Annotated in this window: 23 protein-coding genes; 22 read left to right on the top strand and 1 reads right to left on the bottom strand. The window is 62.8% G+C overall.

Annotated features, from left to right (window positions below; translation table 11 throughout):
• Positions 1–60 precede the first annotated feature (60 nt).
• The 19 genes from BXE_RS19935 (at position 61) to tatC (ending at position 14,332) form a co-directional block, all read left to right on the top strand.
• Positions 61–993 (top strand): ABC transporter ATP-binding protein, encoded by a 933-nt coding sequence (locus BXE_RS19935; protein ID WP_011489999.1) that lies wholly within the window; start codon positions 61–63, stop codon positions 991–993.
• Positions 990–1,754, top strand: coding sequence for an ABC transporter permease (locus BXE_RS19930; RefSeq protein ID WP_011489998.1), 765 nt, complete (start codon positions 990–992; stop codon positions 1,752–1,754). Before BXE_RS19935 ends, BXE_RS19930 begins: the two co-directional genes overlap by 4 nt.
• Before the next feature lie 15 nt (positions 1,755–1,769).
• A complete protein-coding gene (locus BXE_RS19925) occupies positions 1,770–2,009 on the top strand; it encodes a BolA family protein (protein WP_007180203.1) in 240 nt (79 codons plus the stop codon).
• A 12-nt stretch (positions 2,010–2,021) separates the two neighbouring features.
• Positions 2,022–3,383 carry a UDP-N-acetylglucosamine 1-carboxyvinyltransferase gene (gene murA, locus BXE_RS19920; protein WP_407668611.1) on the top strand — a complete coding sequence of 454 codons (1,362 nt, stop codon included), beginning with the start codon at positions 2,022–2,024 and terminating at the stop codon, positions 3,381–3,383.
• Entirely contained in the window at positions 3,380–4,078 is a 699-nt protein-coding gene (gene hisG / locus BXE_RS19915) for an ATP phosphoribosyltransferase (RefSeq protein WP_011489996.1), read from the top strand. The genes murA and hisG overlap by 4 nt, the downstream gene beginning before the upstream one ends.
• Positions 4,079–4,131: 53 nt before the next feature.
• Positions 4,132–5,454: a histidinol dehydrogenase gene (hisD, locus tag BXE_RS19910; protein WP_011489995.1), complete on the top strand. Its 1,323-nt coding sequence runs from the start codon at positions 4,132–4,134 to the stop codon at positions 5,452–5,454.
• Between the two features lie 176 nt (positions 5,455–5,630).
• The gene (gene hisC, locus BXE_RS19905) at positions 5,631–6,701 is read left to right on the top strand and encodes a histidinol-phosphate transaminase (protein ID WP_011489994.1); all 1,071 of its coding nucleotides are present in this window, start codon (positions 5,631–5,633) and stop codon (positions 6,699–6,701) included.
• A gap of 115 nt (positions 6,702–6,816) precedes the next feature.
• Entirely contained in the window at positions 6,817–7,404 is a 588-nt protein-coding gene (gene hisB, locus BXE_RS19900) for an imidazoleglycerol-phosphate dehydratase HisB (RefSeq protein ID WP_007180208.1), read from the top strand.
• 75 nt (positions 7,405–7,479) lie between these two features.
• Positions 7,480–8,100 carry a YchE family NAAT transporter gene (locus BXE_RS19895; RefSeq protein WP_011489993.1) on the top strand — a complete coding sequence of 207 codons (621 nt, stop codon included), beginning with the start codon at positions 7,480–7,482 and terminating at the stop codon, positions 8,098–8,100.
• Complete coding sequence (hisH, locus tag BXE_RS19890; RefSeq protein ID WP_011489992.1) at positions 8,097–8,738, top strand: imidazole glycerol phosphate synthase subunit HisH; 642 nt, start codon at positions 8,097–8,099, stop codon at positions 8,736–8,738. Before BXE_RS19895 ends, hisH begins: the two co-directional genes overlap by 4 nt.
• 214 nt (positions 8,739–8,952) lie before the next feature.
• Positions 8,953–9,705, top strand: a complete 753-nt coding sequence (gene hisA / locus BXE_RS19885) for a 1-(5-phosphoribosyl)-5-[(5-phosphoribosylamino)methylideneamino]imidazole-4-carboxamide isomerase (RefSeq protein ID WP_011489991.1) — start codon at positions 8,953–8,955, stop codon at positions 9,703–9,705.
• A gap of 217 nt (positions 9,706–9,922) precedes the next feature.
• The gene (gene hisF / locus BXE_RS19880; RefSeq protein ID WP_011489990.1) at positions 9,923–10,696 is read left to right on the top strand and encodes an imidazole glycerol phosphate synthase subunit HisF; all 774 of its coding nucleotides are present in this window, start codon (positions 9,923–9,925) and stop codon (positions 10,694–10,696) included.
• Between the two features lies 1 nt (position 10,697).
• The gene (gene hisI, locus BXE_RS19875) at positions 10,698–11,108 is read left to right on the top strand and encodes a phosphoribosyl-AMP cyclohydrolase (RefSeq protein WP_011489989.1); all 411 of its coding nucleotides are present in this window, start codon (positions 10,698–10,700) and stop codon (positions 11,106–11,108) included.
• Positions 11,105–11,500: a phosphoribosyl-ATP diphosphatase gene (locus BXE_RS19870; protein WP_011489988.1), complete on the top strand. Its 396-nt coding sequence runs from the start codon at positions 11,105–11,107 to the stop codon at positions 11,498–11,500. Before hisI ends, BXE_RS19870 begins: the two co-directional genes overlap by 4 nt.
• A gap of 128 nt (positions 11,501–11,628) precedes the next feature.
• Entirely contained in the window at positions 11,629–12,024 is a 396-nt protein-coding gene (locus BXE_RS19865; protein ID WP_011489987.1) for a DUF4870 family protein, read from the top strand.
• 81 nt (positions 12,025–12,105) lie between these two features.
• Positions 12,106–12,471: a histidine triad nucleotide-binding protein gene (locus BXE_RS19860; protein ID WP_011489986.1), complete on the top strand. Its 366-nt coding sequence runs from the start codon at positions 12,106–12,108 to the stop codon at positions 12,469–12,471.
• Positions 12,472–12,711: 240 nt separating this feature from the next.
• A complete protein-coding gene (gene tatA / locus BXE_RS19855) occupies positions 12,712–12,951 on the top strand; it encodes a Sec-independent protein translocase subunit TatA (protein WP_007180217.1) in 240 nt (79 codons plus the stop codon).
• A 39-nt stretch (positions 12,952–12,990) separates the two neighbouring features.
• Positions 12,991–13,518, top strand: a complete 528-nt coding sequence (gene tatB / locus BXE_RS19850; protein WP_011489985.1) for a Sec-independent protein translocase protein TatB — start codon at positions 12,991–12,993, stop codon at positions 13,516–13,518.
• A gap of 34 nt (positions 13,519–13,552) precedes the next feature.
• Entirely contained in the window at positions 13,553–14,332 is a 780-nt protein-coding gene (gene tatC, locus BXE_RS19845) for a twin-arginine translocase subunit TatC (RefSeq protein WP_011489984.1), read from the top strand.
• 179 nt (positions 14,333–14,511) lie between these two features.
• Here the strand turns inward: tatC and BXE_RS19835 are convergent, their stop codons facing one another.
• Entirely contained in the window at positions 14,512–15,735 is a 1,224-nt protein-coding gene (locus tag BXE_RS19835; RefSeq protein ID WP_011489983.1) for a Do family serine endopeptidase, read from the bottom strand.
• Between the two features lie 19 nt (positions 15,736–15,754).
• On the opposite strand from BXE_RS19835, the gene BXE_RS19830 reads away from it, so the two are divergent.
• The 3 genes from BXE_RS19830 (at position 15,755) to BXE_RS19820 (ending at position 18,732) form a co-directional block, all read left to right on the top strand.
• A complete protein-coding gene (locus tag BXE_RS19830; RefSeq protein ID WP_011489982.1) occupies positions 15,755–16,501 on the top strand; it encodes a Nif3-like dinuclear metal center hexameric protein in 747 nt (248 codons plus the stop codon).
• Positions 16,502–16,732: 231 nt separating this feature from the next.
• Complete coding sequence (gene petA / locus BXE_RS19825) at positions 16,733–17,353, top strand: ubiquinol-cytochrome c reductase iron-sulfur subunit (RefSeq protein WP_011489981.1); 621 nt, start codon at positions 16,733–16,735, stop codon at positions 17,351–17,353.
• A complete protein-coding gene (locus tag BXE_RS19820; RefSeq protein WP_011489980.1) occupies positions 17,353–18,732 on the top strand; it encodes a cytochrome b in 1,380 nt (459 codons plus the stop codon). Before petA ends, BXE_RS19820 begins: the two co-directional genes overlap by 1 nt.
• The last annotated feature ends 7 nt before the right edge of the window (positions 18,733–18,739 follow it).

Here is an 18,739-nt window from a genome sequence, read left to right as displayed (position 1 = left end):
AGCATTTGTGCGCCCCCTCAGGGCTCCTTTAGGCGCCGCGACGCACGCGGCCCACAGTCAATGTCAGCCATAGAAATTCGTAACGTCAAGAAGCGCTACAAGGATTTGCAAGCGCTCAAGGGCGTCAGCCTCACAGTTGAAGAAGGCGAGTTCTTCGGACTGCTCGGTCCGAACGGCGCGGGCAAGACAACGCTCATCAGCATCCTCGCCGGGCTCGCGCGAGCCGACGAAGGCAGCATCGCGGTGCGCGGCCACGACGTCGTCAGCGATTTCCGCGCCGCGCGCCGCGCGCTTGGCGTGGTGCCGCAGGAGCTCGTGTTCGATCCGTTTTTCACGGTCCGCGAAACCTTGCGCATCCAGTCCGGCTACTACGGGCTGCGCAACAACGACGCGTGGATCGACGAGATCATGGCCAATCTCGACCTCACCGACAAAGCCGACGCCAACATGCGCGCGCTGTCGGGCGGCATGAAGCGCCGCGTGCTGGTCGCGCAGGCGCTGGTGCACCGGCCGCCGGTGATCGTGCTCGACGAGCCGACCGCGGGCGTCGACGTCGAATTGCGGCAAACGCTGTGGAAGTTCATTTCGCGCCTGAATCGCGAAGGCCACACCATCGTGCTGACCACGCACTATCTGGAAGAAGCCGAGTCGCTGTGCGATCGCATCGCCATGCTGCGGCGCGGCGAAGTCGTGGCGCTCGAGCGCACCAGCACGCTGCTGCAACGCTTTGCCGGCATGCAACTGTTCCTGCGTTTCTCGCAAGGCGTCCTGCCCGCCGATCTGCGTGTGCTCGAAGTGGAAAGCGGCACGGGCAACGGCAATGGCCGCCAGCATCTGCTGCGTCTCGCGAGTTACGACGACGTCGAAAAAATTCTCGCGCAGTGCCGCGCAGCGGGCTGCACATTCGAAGAAATCGAGGTCCGCAAGGCCGACCTCGAAGATGTGTTCGTTCAGGTGATGAACGGTCCGGAAGTGATCGAGGGGCTTGCATGAGCGGTTACAGTGGATTCACCACGCTGTTTTATAAAGAACTCCTGCGGTTCTGGAAGGTGGCGTTCCAGACCGTGCTGGCGCCGATCATTACCGCGCTCCTGTATCTGACGATTTTCGGCCACGCTTTGCGCGGTCATGTGCAGGTCTATCCGGGCGTCGAATACACGAGTTTCCTGATTCCGGGTCTCGTGATGATGAGCGTGCTGCAAAATGCATTCGCCAACAGTTCGTCCTCGCTGATCCAGTCCAAGATTACCGGCAACCTGGTGTTCGTCCTGTTGCCGCCGCTGTCGCACTACGAGATGTTCGGCGCCTATGTGCTCGCGGCCGTGGCGCGAGGGCTGGCGGTCGGCTTCGGCGTGTTCATCGTGACGATCTGGTTCGTGCCGGTCAGTTTCAGCGCGCCGCTCTACATCGTTCTCTTCGCGATTTTCGGCGCGGCGATTCTCGGCACGCTCGGTTTGATCGCCGGTATCTGGGCCGAAAAATTCGATCAGCTGGCGGCGTTTCAAAATTTTCTGATCATGCCGCTCACGTTCCTCTCGGGCGTGTTCTACTCCACGCATACGCTGCCACCGGTGTGGCGCGAAGTATCGCGGCTCAATCCCTTTTTCTACATGATCGACGGCTTTCGCTACGGTTTCTTCGGGATGTCGGATATCAATCCGCTCGCGAGCCTCGCGATCGTCGCCGGTTTCTTTGTGGTGCTGGCCGTGGTGGCGATGCGCATGCTCGCTTCCGGCTACAAACTGCGCCACTGATCAGGAGCTTCTCTCATGTTGCCGACTCCCGAACAGGTCAAGCAATACATCGCGGCTGGGCTTGCCTGCCAGCATCTCGAAGTCGAAGGCGACGGCCAGCATTTCTTTGCGACCATCGTTTCGCCGAGCTTCGAAGGCAAGCGTCCGATCCAGCGCCATCAACTCGTGTACGCGGCGCTCGGCGACCGCATGCGCGAAGAAATCCACGCGCTCAGCATGAAGACGCTGACGCCCGCCGAATGGCAGAACGCGTAATCTGGAAATTTAGTGCGAATTACTCAAGAAGGGCGCGACGCCGGTAGCGGCGCGTCGAACACAGTCAAAGCAGCCCCGGCCGAAGTCCGGGTCAATCAGGAATTGACAGGCATGGATAAACTCGTCATTGAAGGTGGCTACCCGCTGTCGGGTGAAGTCGTCGTCTCGGGTGCGAAGAATGCGGCGTTGCCGATTCTGTGCGCGGGTCTGCTGAGCGCGCAGCCGGTGCATCTGGAGAACGTGCCCGACCTGCAGGACGTGCGCACGATGCTCAAGCTGCTCGGCCAGATGGGCGTGCAGATCGAGAGCGGCGACGGCCGCGTGTCGCTGAACGCGTCGAAGGTGGACAACCTCGTCGCGCCGTACGAAATGGTCAAGACCATGCGTGCTTCGATCCTCGTGCTCGGCCCGCTGGTGGCGCGCTTCGGCCACGCGCGCGTCTCGCTGCCGGGCGGCTGCGCGATCGGCGCGCGCCCCGTGGATCAGCACATCAAAGGCCTGCAGGCGATGGGCGCCGAGATCACCATCGAGCACGGCTTCATCGAAGCACGCGCAAAGCGGTTGAAGGGCACGCGCATCGTCACCGACATGATCACTGTGACCGGCACCGAAAACCTGCTGATGGCCGCCGTGCTGGCCGAAGGCGAGACCGTGATCGAGAACGCGGCGCGTGAGCCGGAAGTCGGCGATCTCGCGCATCTGCTGGTCGAGATGGGCGCGAAGATCGAAGGCATCGGTACGGATCGCCTCGTGATCCAGGGCGTCGACAAGCTGCATGGCGCGAAGCACACGGTGATTCCGGACCGGATCGAGGCCGGCACGTTCCTGTGCGCGGTGGCGGCTGCCGGTGGCGACGTCACGCTGCGCAAGGTCCGTCCGTTGATTCTCGAAGCGGTGACCGAAAAGCTGCGCGAAGCCGGCGTCACGGTCGAAGAAGGCGACGACTGGATGCGCGTGCGCATGAACAAACGTCCCAACGCGGTCACGTTCCGCACCTCCGAATACCCGGCGTTCCCGACCGACATGCAGGCGCAGTTCATGGCGCTGAACACGATCGCGACGGGCACCTCGCAGGTCGTCGAGACGATCTTCGAAAATCGCTTCATGCACGTGCAGGAATTGAACCGGCTGGGCGCGAACATCACGATCGACGGCAACACCGCTCTCGTGACCGGCGTCGAGCAGCTTTCCGGCGCGAAAGTCATGGCAACCGACCTGCGCGCGTCGGCGAGTCTCGTGATCGCCGCATTGCGCGCTGACGGTGAAACGCTGATCGACCGGATTTATCACCTCGACCGCGGTTACGACCGCATGGAAACCAAGCTCACCGCTCTCGGCGCGAAGGTGCGCCGTGTCTCGGGGAGCCAGGCATGAGCGCAATGCCGCAAACTTCGTCGTCGCCGGCGGTGAGCGCGCCGCTCACGCTGGCGTTGTCGAAAGGGCGTATCTTTGAAGAGACGTTGCCGCTGCTCGCCGCAGCCGGCATCGAAGTGGCCGAAGATCCGGAGACCTCGCGCAAGCTGATCCTGCCGACCACGGACGCGAACCTGCGCGTGATCATCGTGCGCGCCACCGACGTGCCCACTTACGTCGAATACGGCGCGGCCGACTTCGGCGTGGCGGGTAAAGACGTGCTGCTCGAACACGGCGGCAGCGGCCTGTATCAGCCGGTCGACCTGGATATTGCGCGTTGCCGCATGTCGGTCGCGGTCGCGGCCGGTTTCGATTATGCGAATGCGGTGCGCCAGGGCGCCCGCCTGCGCGTGGCGACCAAGTACGTCGAAACCGCGCGCGAGCATTTCGCCGCCAAGGGCGTGCACGTCGATCTGATCAAGCTGTACGGTTCGATGGAACTGGCGCCGCTGGTCGGTCTCGCCGACGCGATCGTCGACCTGGTGAGCTCGGGCAATACCTTGCGCGCCAACAATCTCGTCGAGGTGGAGGAGATCATGCAGATTTCGTCGCGCCTCGTGGTGAACCAGGCGGCGCTCAAGCTCAAGCGCGCCGCATTGCGGCCGATTCTCGACGCGTTCGAACGTGCGTCGAAAGCCGGCTCCACGACGGCCTGATCGCGTCGGTGCGAACATGCAGTAACGAGCGCCTTACCGGAACGGATACCCGTATGTCTATCAAGATTCGCAAACTCGATTCCACCGCTCCCGACTTCCAGAAGTCGCTGCACGCGGTGCTCGCGTTCGAGGCGAGCGAAGACGAAGCAATCGAGCGCTCGGTCGCGCAGATTCTGAACGACGTGAAGGCGCGCGGCGATGCTGCGGTGCTGGAGTACACGAGCCGCTTCGACCGTGTCGAGGCGAAGAGCGTCGACGCGCTCGAACTGCCGATGTCGGAGCTGGAAGCGGCGCTGGAAGGCCTCGAACCGAAGCGTCGCGCGGCGCTCGAAGCGGCGGCGGCGCGGGTGCGCGGCTACCACGAGAAGCAGAAGATCGAATGCGGCAGCCATAGCTGGCGGTACACGGAAGCCGACGGCACCGTGCTCGGCCAGAAGGTCACGCCGCTCGATCGCGCGGGTATCTACGTGCCGGGCGGCAAGGCGGCGTATCCGTCGTCAGTGCTGATGAACGCGATTCCGGCGCGAGTGGCCGGCGTGCGCGAAATCGTCATGGTGGTGCCGACGCCGGACGGCGTGAAGAATCCGCTGGTGCTCGCGGCCGCGCTGCTCGGCGGCGTGGATCGCGTGTTCACGATTGGCGGCGCGCAGGCGGTGGGCGCGCTGGCGTACGGCACGGCGACCATTCCCGCGGTCGACAAGATCTGCGGTCCGGGCAACGCGTACGTCGCGTCGGCCAAGCGCCGCGTGTTCGGCACGGTCGGTATCGACATGATCGCCGGGCCGTCCGAAATCCTGGTGCTGTGCGACGGCACCACGGATCCGCGCTGGGTGGCGATGGACCTGTTCTCGCAGGCCGAGCACGACGAGCTCGCGCAGTCCATTCTGCTGTGCCCGGACGACGCGTTCATCGGCCGCGTGAAAGATGCGATCGACGAACTGCTGCCCACCATGCCGCGCCGCGATGTGATCAGCGCGTCGCTGGAAGGCCGCGGCGCGTTGATCAAGGTGCGCGATATGGCGGAAGCCTGCGCGATCGCCAACGACATCGCTCCGGAACACCTCGAAATTTCCGCGCTGGAACCGCAGCAGTGGGGCCAGCTGATCCGCCATGCCGGTGCGATCTTTCTCGGCCGCTACACCAGCGAAAGCCTCGGCGACTACTGTGCGGGGCCAAATCACGTTTTGCCTACGTCTCGTACCGCACGGTTCTCGTCTCCTTTGGGCGTCTATGATTTCTTCAAGCGTTCGAGCGTGATCGAGGTCAGCGCGGAGGGCGCGCAGACGCTGGGCGAGATCGCCGCCGAACTCGCTTACGGCGAAGGCCTGCAGGCGCATGCCCGCAGCGCCGAATACCGGATGCGGCAAAACGGCTGAGTGCGTCGGGTCCGACGCCGAGGCCGAGCGGGCATCGAGCCGATGCCCTCGAACGCCGGCGACGGATTGCGTGCGGTTCCACGTTAAATACAGACAAGACAAACAGACCAACCTCTGGCGGCCAGCATGCCGCCGACGCCGGGCTTGCGTTCCCTTGCGGCCCGCTCCACCGACCTATGACGACACCTCAAGACATCATCCGCCGCGACGTGCTCGCGATGACGAGCTATCCGGTTCCGGACGCCACGGGCTATATCAAGCTCGACGCGATGGAAAATCCGTTCCCGCTGCCGCCGGTGCTGGCCGCGCATCTGGGCGAGCACCTCGCCGGCGTCGCGCTGAACCGCTATCCGGCGCCGCGTCCGGATGCGCTGATCGAGAAGATCAAGCGTGTGATGCAGGTGCCGCCCGGCTGCGACGTGCTGCTCGGCAACGGCTCGGATGAAATCATCAGCATGGTGTCGGTCGCGTGCGCGCAGCCGGGCGCCAAGGTGCTCGCGCCGGTGCCGGGCTTCGTGATGTACCAGATGTCGGCGAAGCTGGCGAATCTCGAGTTCGTCGGCGTGCCGCTGAAAGCGGATTTCACGCTCGATACCGAAGCGATGCTGGCCGCCATCGCCGAGCACCAGCCGGCGATCATCTACCTCGCGTATCCGAACAACCCGACCGGGACGCTGTTCGACGACGCCGACATGGAGCGCATCATCGCCGCGGCCAGCAAGAGCCTCGTGGTGATCGACGAGGCCTACCAGCCGTTCGCGCAGCAAAGCTGGCTGCCGCGCGCCGACGCGTTCGACAACGTGGTGGTGATGCGCACGGTGTCCAAGCTCGGCCTGGCCGGAATCCGTCTCGGGTATCTGGTCGGCAAACCGGGCTGGCTGACGGAATTCGACAAGGTGCGGCCGCCGTACAACACCAACGTGCTCACGCAGGCCGCCGCGGATTTCCTGCTCGACCACGTCGACGTGCTCGATTCTCAAGCCGCGCAATTGCGCGAAGAACGCACGAAACTCGCGCACGCGATCGCCCAGTTGCCGGGCGCCGAAGTGTTCCCGAGCGCCGGCAACTTCCTGCTGGTGCGTGTGCCGGACGCGTCGGTCCTGTTCGAAACGCTGCTGGCGGCGCGGGTTTTGATCAAAAACGTGAGTAAAATGCATCCGTTGCTGGCCAATTGCGTGCGTTTGACCGTCGGTTCGCCCGAAGAAAATGCGCAATTGCTGGCCGCACTGAAGCTCGTATTGCATTGAAGGCGTGCCGAATGGCCGCGCAAGCGCTTTTCCTCATCACGGGATAGCGCGCGCAGCCCTGCCGTTTTTCCATCCCACATACCTATCGCTTTCTAGCCAGATTCGAGGAATTACCATGCGCCTTGCGGAAGTCGTTCGCAACACCAGCGAAACGCAGATCCGTGTGAAGATCAATCTGGACGGCACCGGTCAGCAGAAGCTGGCCACCGGCGTGCCGTTTCTGGACCACATGCTCGACCAGATCGCGCGGCATGGATTGTTCGACCTCGAGATCGAAGCGCATGGCGATCTGCATATCGACGACCATCACACGGTCGAAGACACCGGCATCACGCTCGGCCAGGCCGTCGCGAAAGCGATCGGCGACAAGAAGGGCATCCGCCGTTACGGTCATTCTTACGTGCCGCTCGACGAAGCGCTGTCGCGCGTCGTGATCGATTTTTCCGGTCGTCCGGGGCTCGAATTCCATGTGCCGTTCACGCGCGCGCGCATCGGTACGTTCGACGTCGATCTGTCCATCGAATTTTTCCGCGGCTTCGTCAATCACGCCGGCGTGACGCTGCATATCGACAACCTGCGCGGCCTGAACGCCCATCATCAGATGGAAACGGTGTTCAAGGCGTTCGGGCGTGCATTGCGCATGGCTACCGAACTGGACGAACGCGCGGCCGGACAGATTCCGTCGACCAAGGGCAGCCTTTAAGCGCTCACCAGCCGGCTCATCGGCCTATTTACCTGGACCGGGACCGGCGCCGTTTGCGCTCGCGCCCGGTGTGCGATGGACATTCTGAAGTCGTTTATTTCGCTGCTGGCGTTGATCAACCCGGTCGGCGCCATCCCGTTCTTCATGAGCCTGACAGCGCATCAGAGCGACGCCGAGCGGCGTAGAACCATCCGGATCGCGGCCATTTCGGTGTTCTGCGTGATTGCGGTGACCACGCTGCTCGGGCAGCAGATCATCGCCTTCTTCGGCATTTCGGTCGGCTCGCTCGAAGTGGGCGGCGGGATCATCATGCTGCTGATGGCGATCAACATGCTGAACGCGCAGATCGGCAACAGCCGTTCCACGCCGGAAGAGCGCCACGAAGCGGAGCAGAAGGACAACATCGCGGTCGTGCCGCTGGCGATTCCGTTGTTGACCGGTCCGGGCGCGATCAGTACTACGATCATCTATGCGGCCGGCTCGGCGCATTGGTACGACCGGATCAGCCTCGTCGCGATCGGCGCGGTATTGGCGGCGATCTGCTTTTTTTCGCTGCGCCTTGCCGAACCGATTGCCCGCTGGGTGGGTCGCACGGGTATCAACATCGGCACGCGGCTCATGGGTTTGATGTTATCGGCGCTGGCGGTGGAATTCATCGTCGATGGATTGAAGGCATTGCTGCCTAATTTGAAATGAAAACTTCGATAGCGATTGTGGATTACGGAATGGGCAACCTGCGTTCGGTTGCCCAGGCGCTGCGCAAAGCCGCGCCGGAAGCGGATGTGGCGATCGTCGACCGGCCGGAAGCGATCCACGCCGCCGGCCGCGTGGTGCTGCCCGGCCAGGGCGCGATGCCCGACTGCATGCGCAGTCTCGGCGAGTCCGGCCTGCAGGAAGCGGTGATCGAAGCATCCCGCACCAAGCCGCTGATGGGCGTGTGCGTCGGCGAGCAGATGCTGTTCGACTGGAGCGCGGAAGGCAACACGCCGGGTCTCGGTCTACTGCCCGGCAAGGTGCTGCGCTTCGATCTGGAAGGCCAGTTGCAGGACGACGGCTCGCGCTTCAAGGTGCCGCAAATGGGCTGGAACCGCGTGCATCAGACCCGGCCGCATCCGCTGTGGGACGGTGTCGCGGACAACGCGTTCTTCTACTTCGTGCACAGTTACTACGTGGTGCCCGATAATGCGGCCCATACCGTGGGCGAAACGGTGTACGGCGTGCCCTTTACCTCGGCGGTGGCGCGCGATAACATCTTCGCGACCCAATTCCACCCGGAAAAGAGCGCCGAAGCGGGGCTGCGCGTGTATCGCAACTTCGTGCACTGGAACCCGTGAGCGCCTTTCTTCATCCTGTTGCCGTGCGTCGTTCTGCCACAAGCGGAACGATCGCCGCGCGCCGCACCCGCAGCACCGCGATTTCGCTTGCGCCCGACGCCGCGCAAGGACGTCGAAAGAGTTGTACTAAACTAGCGAAACGGCGTCCCGGCGGGCTGAACCCTCAGCCGCTCGCGCCGACCTTCAACCCCTTCCCAGACAACACCCGATTGCTATGCTGCTGATTCCCGCCATCGACCTGAAAGACGGTCAGTGTGTACGCCTCAAACAGGGCGATATGGACCAGGCGACGATATTTTCCGAGGAACCGGCGGCGATGGCCCGACATTGGGTCGATCGCGGGGCCCGGCGTCTGCACCTCGTCGACCTGAATGGCGCGTTCGCCGGCAAGCCGAAGAACGAAGACGCGATTCGCGCGATCATCGCAGAGGTGGGCGGCGAGATTCCCGTTCAGCTGGGCGGCGGCATTCGCGACCTGAACACGATCGAGCGCTATCTGGACGACGGTCTGTCGTACGTGATCATCGGCACGGCGGCGGTGAAGAATCCCGGCTTTCTGCAAGATGCCTGCACGGCGTTCGGCGGCCATATCATCGTGGGGCTGGATGCGAAAGACGGCAAGGTCGCGACCGACGGCTGGAGCAAGCTCACCGGCCACGAAGTGGCCGACCTCGCGCGCAAGTTCGAGGACTACGGCTGCGAGTCGATCATCTATACCGACATCGGCCGTGACGGCATGCTGCAGGGCATCAACATCGAAGCGACGGTGCGTCTCGCGCGCGCGGTGAAGATTCCGGTGATCGCGAGCGGCGGCTTGTCGAACCTTGCGGACATCGAATCGCTGTGCGAAGTCGAAGACGAAGGCATCGAAGGCGTGATCTGCGGGCGGGCCATCTACTCGGGCGATCTCGACTTCGCGGCGGCGCAAACCCTCGCGGACCGGCTGCGCGAATCGGACGACGCTTAAAACGGGGAGGCGGGGTCGGCAGGCTTGCCGCTCGCGCCTCGTGCGTTCGGCGTCGCGGCGAGCGAATCGCCGGCGTCCGAGCGGCGCGGCCTGACACCGGCATACCGTCTCGAGCCGGTTGCGTGGAACTCACCGGCGGCGCGACTGACCGCGCCGGCATTGTGCCGCTCATCCAGGCGAGCGGCCTCATCAGCGGTATTGGCAGAATTGCAAGATCATGGCTCTAGCTAAACGCATCATCCCCTGTCTCGACGTCACGGCTGGCCGCGTGGTCAAGGGCGTCAACTTCGTCGAACTGCGCGATGCGGGCGACCCGGTCGAAATCGCCCGCCGCTACGACGATCAGGGCGCGGACGAACTCACCTTCCTCGACATCACCGCCACCTCGGATCAGCGCGATCTGATCCTGCCGATCATCGAAGCGGTCGCCTCGCAGGTGTTCATTCCGCTGACGGTCGGCGGCGGCGTGCGCGCCGTCGAAGACGTGCGGCGCCTGTTGAACGCGGGCGCGGACAAGATCAGCATGAATTCGTCGGCGGTGGCGAATCCGCAGCTCGTGAAAGACGCGACGGACAAATACGGCTCGCAGTGCATCGTGGTCGCGATCGACGCGAAGCGCGTCTCCGCAGAAGGCGAAGTGCCGCGCTGGGAAGTCTTCACGCACGGCGGACGCAAGGCTACCGGGCTGGACGCGGTCGAATGGGCGCGCAAGATGGCCGAACTCGGCGCCGGCGAAATCCTGCTCACCAGCATGGACCGCGACGGCACGAAGAGCGGCTTCGATCTCGCTCTCACGCGCGCCGTGTCCGATGCGGTGCCGATCCCGGTGATCGCCTCGGGCGGCGTGGGCAACCTGCAGCATCTGGCCGACGGCATCAAGGAAGGCCACGCGGACGCGGTACTCGCCGCGAGCATTTTCCACTACGGCGAACACACCGTGGGCGAGGCCAAGCGCTTCATGGCCGATCAGGGCATTTCGGTGAGGTTGTGACGTGGTGAATCCCTCGGCAGTCAATTGGCTCGACAAGGTCAGGTGGGACGCGAACGGCCTCGTGCCGGTGATCGCGCAGGAAGCGTCGACGAACGACGTGCTGATGTTCGCGTGGATGAACCGCGAAGCGTTGGCGAAAACCGTCGAAACAGGCCGCGCGGTGTATTTCTCGCGCTCGCGTCAGCGCCTGTGGTTCAAGGGTGAAGAGTCCGGCCACGTGCAGCATGTGCACGAAGTGCGGCTCGATTGCGACGAAGACGTCGTGCTGCTGAAAGTGGAGCAGGTGTCGGGCATTGCCTGCCATACCGGCCGCCACTCGTGCTTTTTCCAGAAATTCGAAGGCTCGGTGGAAGATGGCGACTGGGTTGCCGTCGACGCCGTGCTGAAAGACCCCGAACAGATCTACAAATGACGCAATCCACGCAAACCACGCCGTCCAACGCCGCGTCCACCACCGACACGCTGCTGCGCCTCGCGGCGATCATCGACAGCCGCAAGGGCGGCGATCCGGAGGTCTCGTATGTGTCGCGCCTGTTCCACAAAGGCGACGACGCGGTGCTGAAGAAGATCGGCGAAGAAGCCACCGAAGTCGTGCTGGCCGCCAAGGACGCACGCCACGGCGGCGCGCCGAAGGCGCTGGTCGGCGAAGTCGCGGACTTATGGTTCCATTGCCTCGTCATGCTGTCGCACTTCGATCTGAGCCCGGCTGACGTGCTCGCCGAACTCGAACGCCGCGAAGGCATGTCGGGTATCGAGGAAAAGGCGCTGCGCAAGAGCCGCGACCGCGAGCAGAACGGCGACTGAGCGACGGCTGAGCGGCAACTGAGCGGAGGCCGAACGACGGACGTTCGGCGCACCGTCTTGAACTGGCGAGCAACGGCGCCCATATTGCACTGAACGCATCTGACGCGCATCCTCGGGAGGACGCAAGCATGGAACAGTCGCACGAAAGCTATCCGCCGCCGGTTTATCGCAACGCGATCGAGCCGGAGCGCGAGCGCAGCCTGCGCACGCTCACCCACGTTCTCTACGCGCTGTACGCGGTCCACTGGCTGACGGGCGGCCTGACCATCCTGATCGCGATCATCATCAACTACGTCAAGCGGCCCGACGTGGTGGGCACGCCGTATGAAGCCCATTTCGAGTGGCAGATCCGTTCCTTCTGGATGGCCTTGCTGGGTTATGCGATCGGCGGCGTGCTGCTGTTCGTGGTGATCGGCATTCCGGTACTGTGGGCCGTGAGCATCTGGATGTTGTACCGTATTATCAAAGGCTGGCTGTATCTGTACGATAACAAGCCGCTCGCGAATCCGCGCGGCTGGTTCTGAGTTTCGTCCGGGCGTTGCCGGGCCTGACATGAACCGCGCCGCGCACGTTTCGCGCTCCAGCCATACTGTGTCAGGAATACGATGAGTCACGACCCGAACTGCCTTTTCTGCAAGATCGCCGCCGGCGCGATTCCGTCGACCAAAGTCCACGAAGACGACGAGTTCGTTGCCTTCCGCGACATCCGCCCGGCCGCCGAAACCCACGTGCTGGTGATCCCGCGCAGGCACATCGCCACGCTGTCGAATTGCACCGGAAGCGATGCACCGCTGCTTGGTAGAATGCTTGTCCTGACCGCGCGTCTGGCGGATCAGTTAGGCGTGGCGTACACGGGCGGCGAAACGGGTTTTCGCACGGTAATCAATACCGGTCCGGGCGGCGGGCAGGAGGTGTATCACCTGCACGCTCATATTCTCGCGGGACCGCGCCCCTGGCAGCGCATGGGTTGACAGGGCAACCGGGCGGCGCGGTGAGTTTTGGTCACGGACAATAGCGCGGCCGATGTTTTTGCCGCATTGTAATGTCGCCGACGCGATCGTCTGGCCACAATGGCATTCCGTGTCGCGGGTTGAACCGGAAGGGCTCGCGGTAACGTATATATAGATGAAGCGTACGCGCTTCGATTCACGCTGCAAGGCGTCCGAGTTTCACCGCATCACGGTGCGATATCGGGGTTAAGGAGAGTAGTCATGGGTTCGTTGAGCATTTGGCATTGGTTGATCGTGTTGTTGATCGTGGCGCTCGTGTTCGGCACGAAGAAACTGCGCAATATCGGCACCGATCTGGGTGGCGCCGTGAAGGGCTTCAAGGAAGGCATGAAGGAAGCCGAAACGCCGGCGGGCGAAGCGCAACAGCGCGAACTGCCGCGTAACGGCGCCGTAGATGTGGATGCGAAGGAAAAGGCGCCGCGTTCGGGCGATTACCGCTAAGCCGCGGCTTAACCGCGTTACTGACGGACATTCCACTTCATGCTGGACCTCGGTCTAACCAAGATGGCGCTGATCGGCGTCGTCGCGCTGGTCGTACTCGGCCCTGAGCGCCTGCCACGCGTCGCCCGCACGGCCGGCGCGCTGTTCGGCCGTGCGCAGCGGTATATCAACGACGTGAAGGCCGAAGTCACGCGCGAAATCGAGCTCGACGAACTGCGCCGCATGAAAAGCGAGTTCGAGGCAGCCGCGACCAACGTCGAAACCTCCGTTCAGGACAATCTGCGCAAGCATGAGAGCGAGCTGAACGACGCGTGGAACAGCGGCACGTCGGTGTCGCCGAGCATTGCGGGCGGCGCGCTCGAAGACGTCGGCAATGCAGGCAATACATCGTGGCCCGGCAGCACGCCGGCCGCCGGGGCCAAACGCAAGAACTGGCGCGTCAGGCAGACGGCCATGCCCACCTGGTACAAACGCGCAACCACGCGCCGCACGCGTGTGCAGTCGGGTGCGGCGCGCGTGGCGCGGCATACGCCGGCCACCATGCGTCGTCCGACGCGGTTCTTCTGATGATCAGAACGACAATCTCTAACCGAGGGCCGGTGTGAGCGACCCCCAGCAAACCCAGGACGAAGGCACTGAAGAGACCTTCATTTCCCACCTCGTTGAATTGCGCGACCGTATCATTCGCGCCGGCCTTGCCGTCGTCGTGGTGTTCGTCGGACTCGTGTATTGGGCGCCGGATATCTTCCGGCTGCTGGCGCGGCCGCTGATGCAGAATCTGCCGAAAGACGGCAAGATGATCGTCACGGATGTGACCGGCTCGTTCTTCGTGCCGATGAAGGTGACCATGCTGGTGGCCTTTGTGATCGCACTGCCAATCGTGCTGTATCAGATCTGGGCGTTCGTTGCGCCGGGTCTTTACCAGCATGAGAAGAAACTGGTCGGGCCGCTGGTGGGCAGCAGCTACACGCTGTTCCTGTGCGGCATGGCGTTCGCGTACTTCGTGGTGTTCCCGACTATTTTCCGCGTGATGGCGCACTACAACGCGCCGCTCGGCGCGGAGATGACCACGGATATCGACAATTACCTGAGCTTCGTGCTGACCATGTTCATCGCGTTCGGCGTGACGTTCGAAGTGCCGATCGTCGTGGTGCTGCTGGTCCGCATGAACGTGGTGACGCTCAAGAAGCTCAAGGAGATTCGTCCGTATGTGATCGTGGGCGCCTTTGTCATCTCCGCTGTGGTCACGCCGCCGGACGTGTTCTCGCAGTTGATTCTGGCGATTCCGCTGATCGTGCTTTACGAGGCGGGGATCATTGCGGCGCGGTTGATCGTAGGCAAGCAGCCGGTGGTGATCGAGGATGCGGGTGCGTCGGAGTGAACCACCACTATCCGGCCGCAAAGCTGAAAAGCGGCCCTTTCTTCGCAACGGTAGCCAAGTCGCCGTTCAGCGCCAGTGCGCGCGAAACCCTCGGCGGTAGATCGCTTACTCTCGGCATGCTCGAAGAGGCTATGAAAACGGGGCGGCGGGAAGCGTAGCGCTCTTCCAGCACCTGAATCTCAACCCCCGTCGTCATCCTGCTGATCACCGCCGCCATTATCCTCGACCGGTTGCTTCGGCGGCGGCGGGCGCTTGCCGATGGTGACGTCCAGATCCATCTCGCGGCTCTTGCGCACCAGATGCACCTTCGCAGCCGTGCCCGGCTTGATTTGCGCGATCACGTTCAGCAGGCGCGTAGTGTCGGTGATCTCCTGCCCGTTCACGTTCACGAGAATGTCGCCCGGCTTGATGCCCGCACGGTCCGCGGGACCGTTCTTCAATACGCCCGCAACAATCGCCCCCGACTTCTGATCCAGCCCGAACGATTCGGCGATCTCCGGCGTGACGTCCTGCGGTTCGACGCCGATCCAGCCGCGCGTGACCGAACCCGTGGTGATGATGCTCTCCAGCACGCTGCGCGCGGTCGACACGGGAATCGCGAAGCCGATGCCGAGCGAGCCGCCCGAGCGCGAATAGATGGCAGTGTTGATGCCGAGCAGGTTGCCGTTCACGTCGACCAGTGCGCCACCCGAGTTGCCCGGGTTGATAGCCGCGTCGGTCTGAATAAAGTTTTCGAACGTGTTGATGCCGAGGTGATTGCGCCCAAGCGCGCTGACGATACCCATTGTCACGGTCTGGCCGACGCCGAACGGGTTGCCGATCGCCAGCACCACGTCGCCGACGCGCGTCTGGTCCATGCGGCCGAGCGTGATGGTGGGCAGATTGGTCATGTTGACCTTGAGCACGGCCAGATCCGTTTCCGGGTCGATGCCGATGACCTTCGCATTCGTGGTGCGGCCGTCGGCCAGCGCGATTTCGATCTGGTCGGCGCCGTCCACGACGTGCTGGTTCGTTAGAATGTAACCTTCCGAACTCACTATCACGCCGGAGCCCAGATTGGATGCGGGCTGCTCCTGCTGCTTGCGGTTGTTCTTGTCGCCGAAAAAGTAGCGGAACAGCGGATCTTTCGCGCGCGGGTCGGGCGGCAGTGAGCCATCCTTGCTGGAGAACACGTTGACGACCGCGGGCATGGCCTTTTGCGCGGCGTCCGCATACGACGCCTGGGCTGGGCCGCTGCCGATGCCTGGCGCCACTTCCCGGAGGGCGACGATCGGCTCGGCGAGTTGCTTGCCGAATTGCCCCTGACGCTGCAGCCACTGCGGCTTGAGAGTCGCAATGATGAACATGAGCGCCAACAGCACGGTCACCGCTTGGGCAAAAAACAGCCAAAAGCGTCTAAGCATCTGAAGACTGGAGGTTTATATGGATCGGATCGAACTTGAATTGTACTTGAACAATCTCCTTGAAACCGCGCGCTTCAAGGACTATTGCCCCAATGGGCTGCAGGTCGAAGGGCGTCGCAGGATCAACAGGCTGGCGACCGGCGTAACCGCTTCGGCAGCCTTCCTGGAAGCCGCGCTGGATTGGGGCGCGGACGCGGTGCTGGTCCACCACGGCTACTTCTGGCGCAACGAGGCGCCGCAGATCACCGGCCGTAAATATGGTCGTCTCAAACTGCTGATCGCCAACGAGCTGAATCTGTTCGCCTATCATCTGCCGCTCGACGACCATCCGGAGTTCGGCAACAACGCGCAGATCGGCGCGAAGATGGGCTGGATCAGCGACGCGCGCTTCGGCGAGAACGATCTTGGCTGGCTCGCCACCTTTCCGATGCCGATCACGCTCGCCCACTTCACCGCGCAAGTCGAGCAGACGCTCGGCCGCACGCCGCTCGTATTCGGCGACGCGGAGCGCGAACTGCGCCGCGTGGCCTGGTGCACGGGCGCCGCGCAAGGCATGTTCGACGCGGCTATCGACGCGGGTGCCGACGTTTATCTGACCGGCGAAGTGTCGGAGTCGGTGATGCATACGTCGGCGGAAAGCGGCGTCGCTTTTCTCGCAGCGGGCCACCATGCCACGGAACGCTTCGGCGTGCAGGCGGTGGGCAAGCACCTGTCCGAGCAGTTCGATATCGAACACCTCTTTATCGATATCCCTAATCCCGTTTGAATCGCGAAATTCAGATAAAACGCATTAGAGAAGAAAAAAGCAGGAATAACGCAGAGGGCACTTAAAAGGAGGTGCAAAAAAGTTTGCGATCCGTACGGAGAAACCCTGATTTATCAAGGGCTTCGCACGGTTTTTGGCAATCGGCCCTTGTAAATGGCGACTCCATTCGCGCAAACTAGCGGCGGTAGAAGCGACGTGAAGGAAAAATCCAACTCAGAAGTGGGGCGTGTGATGCGAGACAAGGAAGATGAACGCGTCGACGGCAGCCGCCGTACCTGGCTGATAGCGACGACCGTAGCAGGTGGCATAGGAGGCGTTGCCACTGTCGTACCCTTTGTTAGTTCGTTTGCACCATCTGAAAAGGCCAAGGCAGCAGGTGCGCCGGTCGAAGTCGATATCGGCGATCTCAAGCCCGGCGACATGAAGACCGTAGCCTGGCGTGGCAAACCGGTGTGGATCATCAACCGCACCGACAAGATGCTCGCCGATGTCCAGAAAGCCGATAACGAAGTAGCGGATCCCCACACCAAGAATCCTTTTTCAATGCCGTTGCCGGAGTACTGCAATAACGAGTACCGTTCACGCGCCGACCACAAGAATCTGTTCGTCGCCGTCGCCGTATGCACCCATCTGGGTTGTACGCCGACGCCGCGCTTCCAGGAGGGCCCGCAGCCCAATCTTCCGGACGACTGGCCAGGCGGCTTTCTCTGCCCGTGCCACGGCTCGACCTATGACATGGCCGGCCGCGTCTTCAAGAACAAACCTGCGCCGCAGAACCTCGACATCCCGCCTTACATGTTCACGTCGGCCACCGGCCTCGTGATCGGCAAGGACGAGAAAGGAGAAGCGTAATGGCGATCGAACACGAAGTAGAGACGACCGGGCTGGTCGGCTGGATCGACCGGCGCTTTCCGCTGACTTCCACCTGGAAGAAGCACGTTTCCGAGTACTACGCGCCGAAGAACTTCAACTTCTGGTACTTCTTCGGTTCGCTCGCGCTACTGGTGCTGGTCAACCAGGTCGTCACCGGCATCTTTCTCACCATGAACTACAAGCCCGACGCGACGCTCGCGTTCTCGTCGGTCGAGTACATCATGCGCGAGGTGCCGTGGGGCTGGCTGATCCGTTATATGCACTCCACGGGCGCGTCGATGTTTTTTGTCGTCGTCTATCTGCATATGTTCCGCGGGCTGATGTACGGCTCGTACCGCAAGCCGCGCGAACTGGTGTGGATCTTCGGCTGCGCGATCTTCCTGTGCCTGATGGCCGAGGCGTTTTTCGGCTATCTGCTGCCGTGGGGCCAGATGTCGTTCTGGGGCGCGCAGGTGATCGTCAACCTGTTCTCGGCGATTCCGTTCATCGGGCCGGATCTGTCGCTGTGGATTCGCGGCGACTATGTGGTCTCGGACGTCACGCTGAACCGCTTCTTCGCGTTTCACGTGATCGCGATTCCGCTGGTGCTGATCGGTCTGGTGATCGCCCACCTGGTCGCGCTGCACGAAGTCGGCTCGAACAATCCGGACGGCATCGAGATCAAGGCGAAGAAGGATCCGGACGGCATTCCGCTCGACGGCATTCCGTTCCACCCGTACTACTCGGTGCACGATTTCATGGGCGTGACGGTGTTCCTGCTGATCTTCGCGGCGATCATCTTCTTTGCACCGGAGATGGGCGGCTACTTCCTCGAAGCGAACAACTTCGTGCCGGCCAACCCGCTGCAAACGCCGCCCGAAATCGCGCCGGTGTGGTACTTCACCGCCTTCTACGCGATGCTGCGCGCCACCACCGACCCGTTCAAGATCGTGCTGATGGTCGTGATCGCGCTGCTCGGCCTGCTCGCGCTGGTGCGCGCGCGCGGCAAGTGGCGGCTCGGTCTGCCGGTGCTCGCGGTGCTGGTGATTCTGGCTATGGCGTTCACCGAATCGAAGTTCTGGGGCGTGGTGGTGATGGGCAGCGCGGTCGTTTCGCTGTTCTTCCTGCCGTGGCTGGACCGCTCGCCGGTCAAGTCGATCCGTTACCGGCCGTTTTTTCACAAAGTGTTCTATGGCATCTTCGTGGCCGCGTTTCTGACTTTGGCCTTCCTCGGCACCAAACCGCCGTCGCCGGCCGCCACGCTGATCGCGCAGATCTGCGCACTGATCTACTTCGCGTTTTTCCTCGGTATGCCGTTCTGGACGCGGCTTGGCACGTTCAAGCAGCCGCCCGAACGGGTGCGGTTCAAGCCTCACTAATCGCGAG

Origin of the sequence: Paraburkholderia xenovorans LB400, from assembly GCF_000013645.1 — a bacterium.
Taxonomy (GTDB): domain Bacteria; phylum Pseudomonadota; class Gammaproteobacteria; order Burkholderiales; family Burkholderiaceae; genus Paraburkholderia; species Paraburkholderia xenovorans.
Note: the sequence above shows the minus strand (reverse complement) of the source record. Positions and strands in the feature narration are given on the sequence as shown.

What these genes read in the sequence shown, in the direction of transcription:
- BXE_RS19935 (WP_011489999.1), top strand. Translation starts at nt 61, where the DNA reads ATGTCAGCCATAGAAATTCGTAACGTCAAGAAGCGCTACAAGGATTTG.
- BXE_RS19930 (WP_011489998.1), top strand. Translation starts at nt 990, where the DNA reads ATGAGCGGTTACAGTGGATTCACCACGCTGTTTTATAAAGAACTCCTG.
- BXE_RS19925 (WP_007180203.1), top strand. Translation starts at nt 1,770, where the DNA reads ATGTTGCCGACTCCCGAACAGGTCAAGCAATACATCGCGGCTGGGCTT.
- hisG (WP_011489996.1), top strand. Translation starts at nt 3,380, where the DNA reads ATGAGCGCAATGCCGCAAACTTCGTCGTCGCCGGCGGTGAGCGCGCCG.
- hisD (WP_011489995.1), top strand. Translation starts at nt 4,132, where the DNA reads ATGTCTATCAAGATTCGCAAACTCGATTCCACCGCTCCCGACTTCCAG.
- hisC (WP_011489994.1), top strand. Translation starts at nt 5,631, where the DNA reads ATGACGACACCTCAAGACATCATCCGCCGCGACGTGCTCGCGATGACG.
- hisB (WP_007180208.1), top strand. Translation starts at nt 6,817, where the DNA reads ATGCGCCTTGCGGAAGTCGTTCGCAACACCAGCGAAACGCAGATCCGT.
- BXE_RS19895 (WP_011489993.1), top strand. Translation starts at nt 7,480, where the DNA reads ATGGACATTCTGAAGTCGTTTATTTCGCTGCTGGCGTTGATCAACCCG.
- hisH (WP_011489992.1), top strand. Translation starts at nt 8,097, where the DNA reads ATGAAAACTTCGATAGCGATTGTGGATTACGGAATGGGCAACCTGCGT.
- hisA (WP_011489991.1), top strand. Translation starts at nt 8,953, where the DNA reads ATGCTGCTGATTCCCGCCATCGACCTGAAAGACGGTCAGTGTGTACGC.
- hisF (WP_011489990.1), top strand. Translation starts at nt 9,923, where the DNA reads ATGGCTCTAGCTAAACGCATCATCCCCTGTCTCGACGTCACGGCTGGC.
- BXE_RS19870 (WP_011489988.1), top strand. Translation starts at nt 11,105, where the DNA reads ATGACGCAATCCACGCAAACCACGCCGTCCAACGCCGCGTCCACCACC.
- BXE_RS19865 (WP_011489987.1), top strand. Translation starts at nt 11,629, where the DNA reads ATGGAACAGTCGCACGAAAGCTATCCGCCGCCGGTTTATCGCAACGCG.
- BXE_RS19860 (WP_011489986.1), top strand. Translation starts at nt 12,106, where the DNA reads ATGAGTCACGACCCGAACTGCCTTTTCTGCAAGATCGCCGCCGGCGCG.
- tatA (WP_007180217.1), top strand. Translation starts at nt 12,712, where the DNA reads ATGGGTTCGTTGAGCATTTGGCATTGGTTGATCGTGTTGTTGATCGTG.
- tatB (WP_011489985.1), top strand. Translation starts at nt 12,991, where the DNA reads ATGCTGGACCTCGGTCTAACCAAGATGGCGCTGATCGGCGTCGTCGCG.
- BXE_RS19835 (WP_011489983.1), bottom strand. Translation starts at nt 15,735, where the DNA reads ATGCTTAGACGCTTTTGGCTGTTTTTTGCCCAAGCGGTGACCGTGCTG.
- BXE_RS19830 (WP_011489982.1), top strand. Translation starts at nt 15,755, where the DNA reads ATGGATCGGATCGAACTTGAATTGTACTTGAACAATCTCCTTGAAACC.
- petA (WP_011489981.1), top strand. Translation starts at nt 16,733, where the DNA reads ATGCGAGACAAGGAAGATGAACGCGTCGACGGCAGCCGCCGTACCTGG.
- BXE_RS19820 (WP_011489980.1), top strand. Translation starts at nt 17,353, where the DNA reads ATGGCGATCGAACACGAAGTAGAGACGACCGGGCTGGTCGGCTGGATC.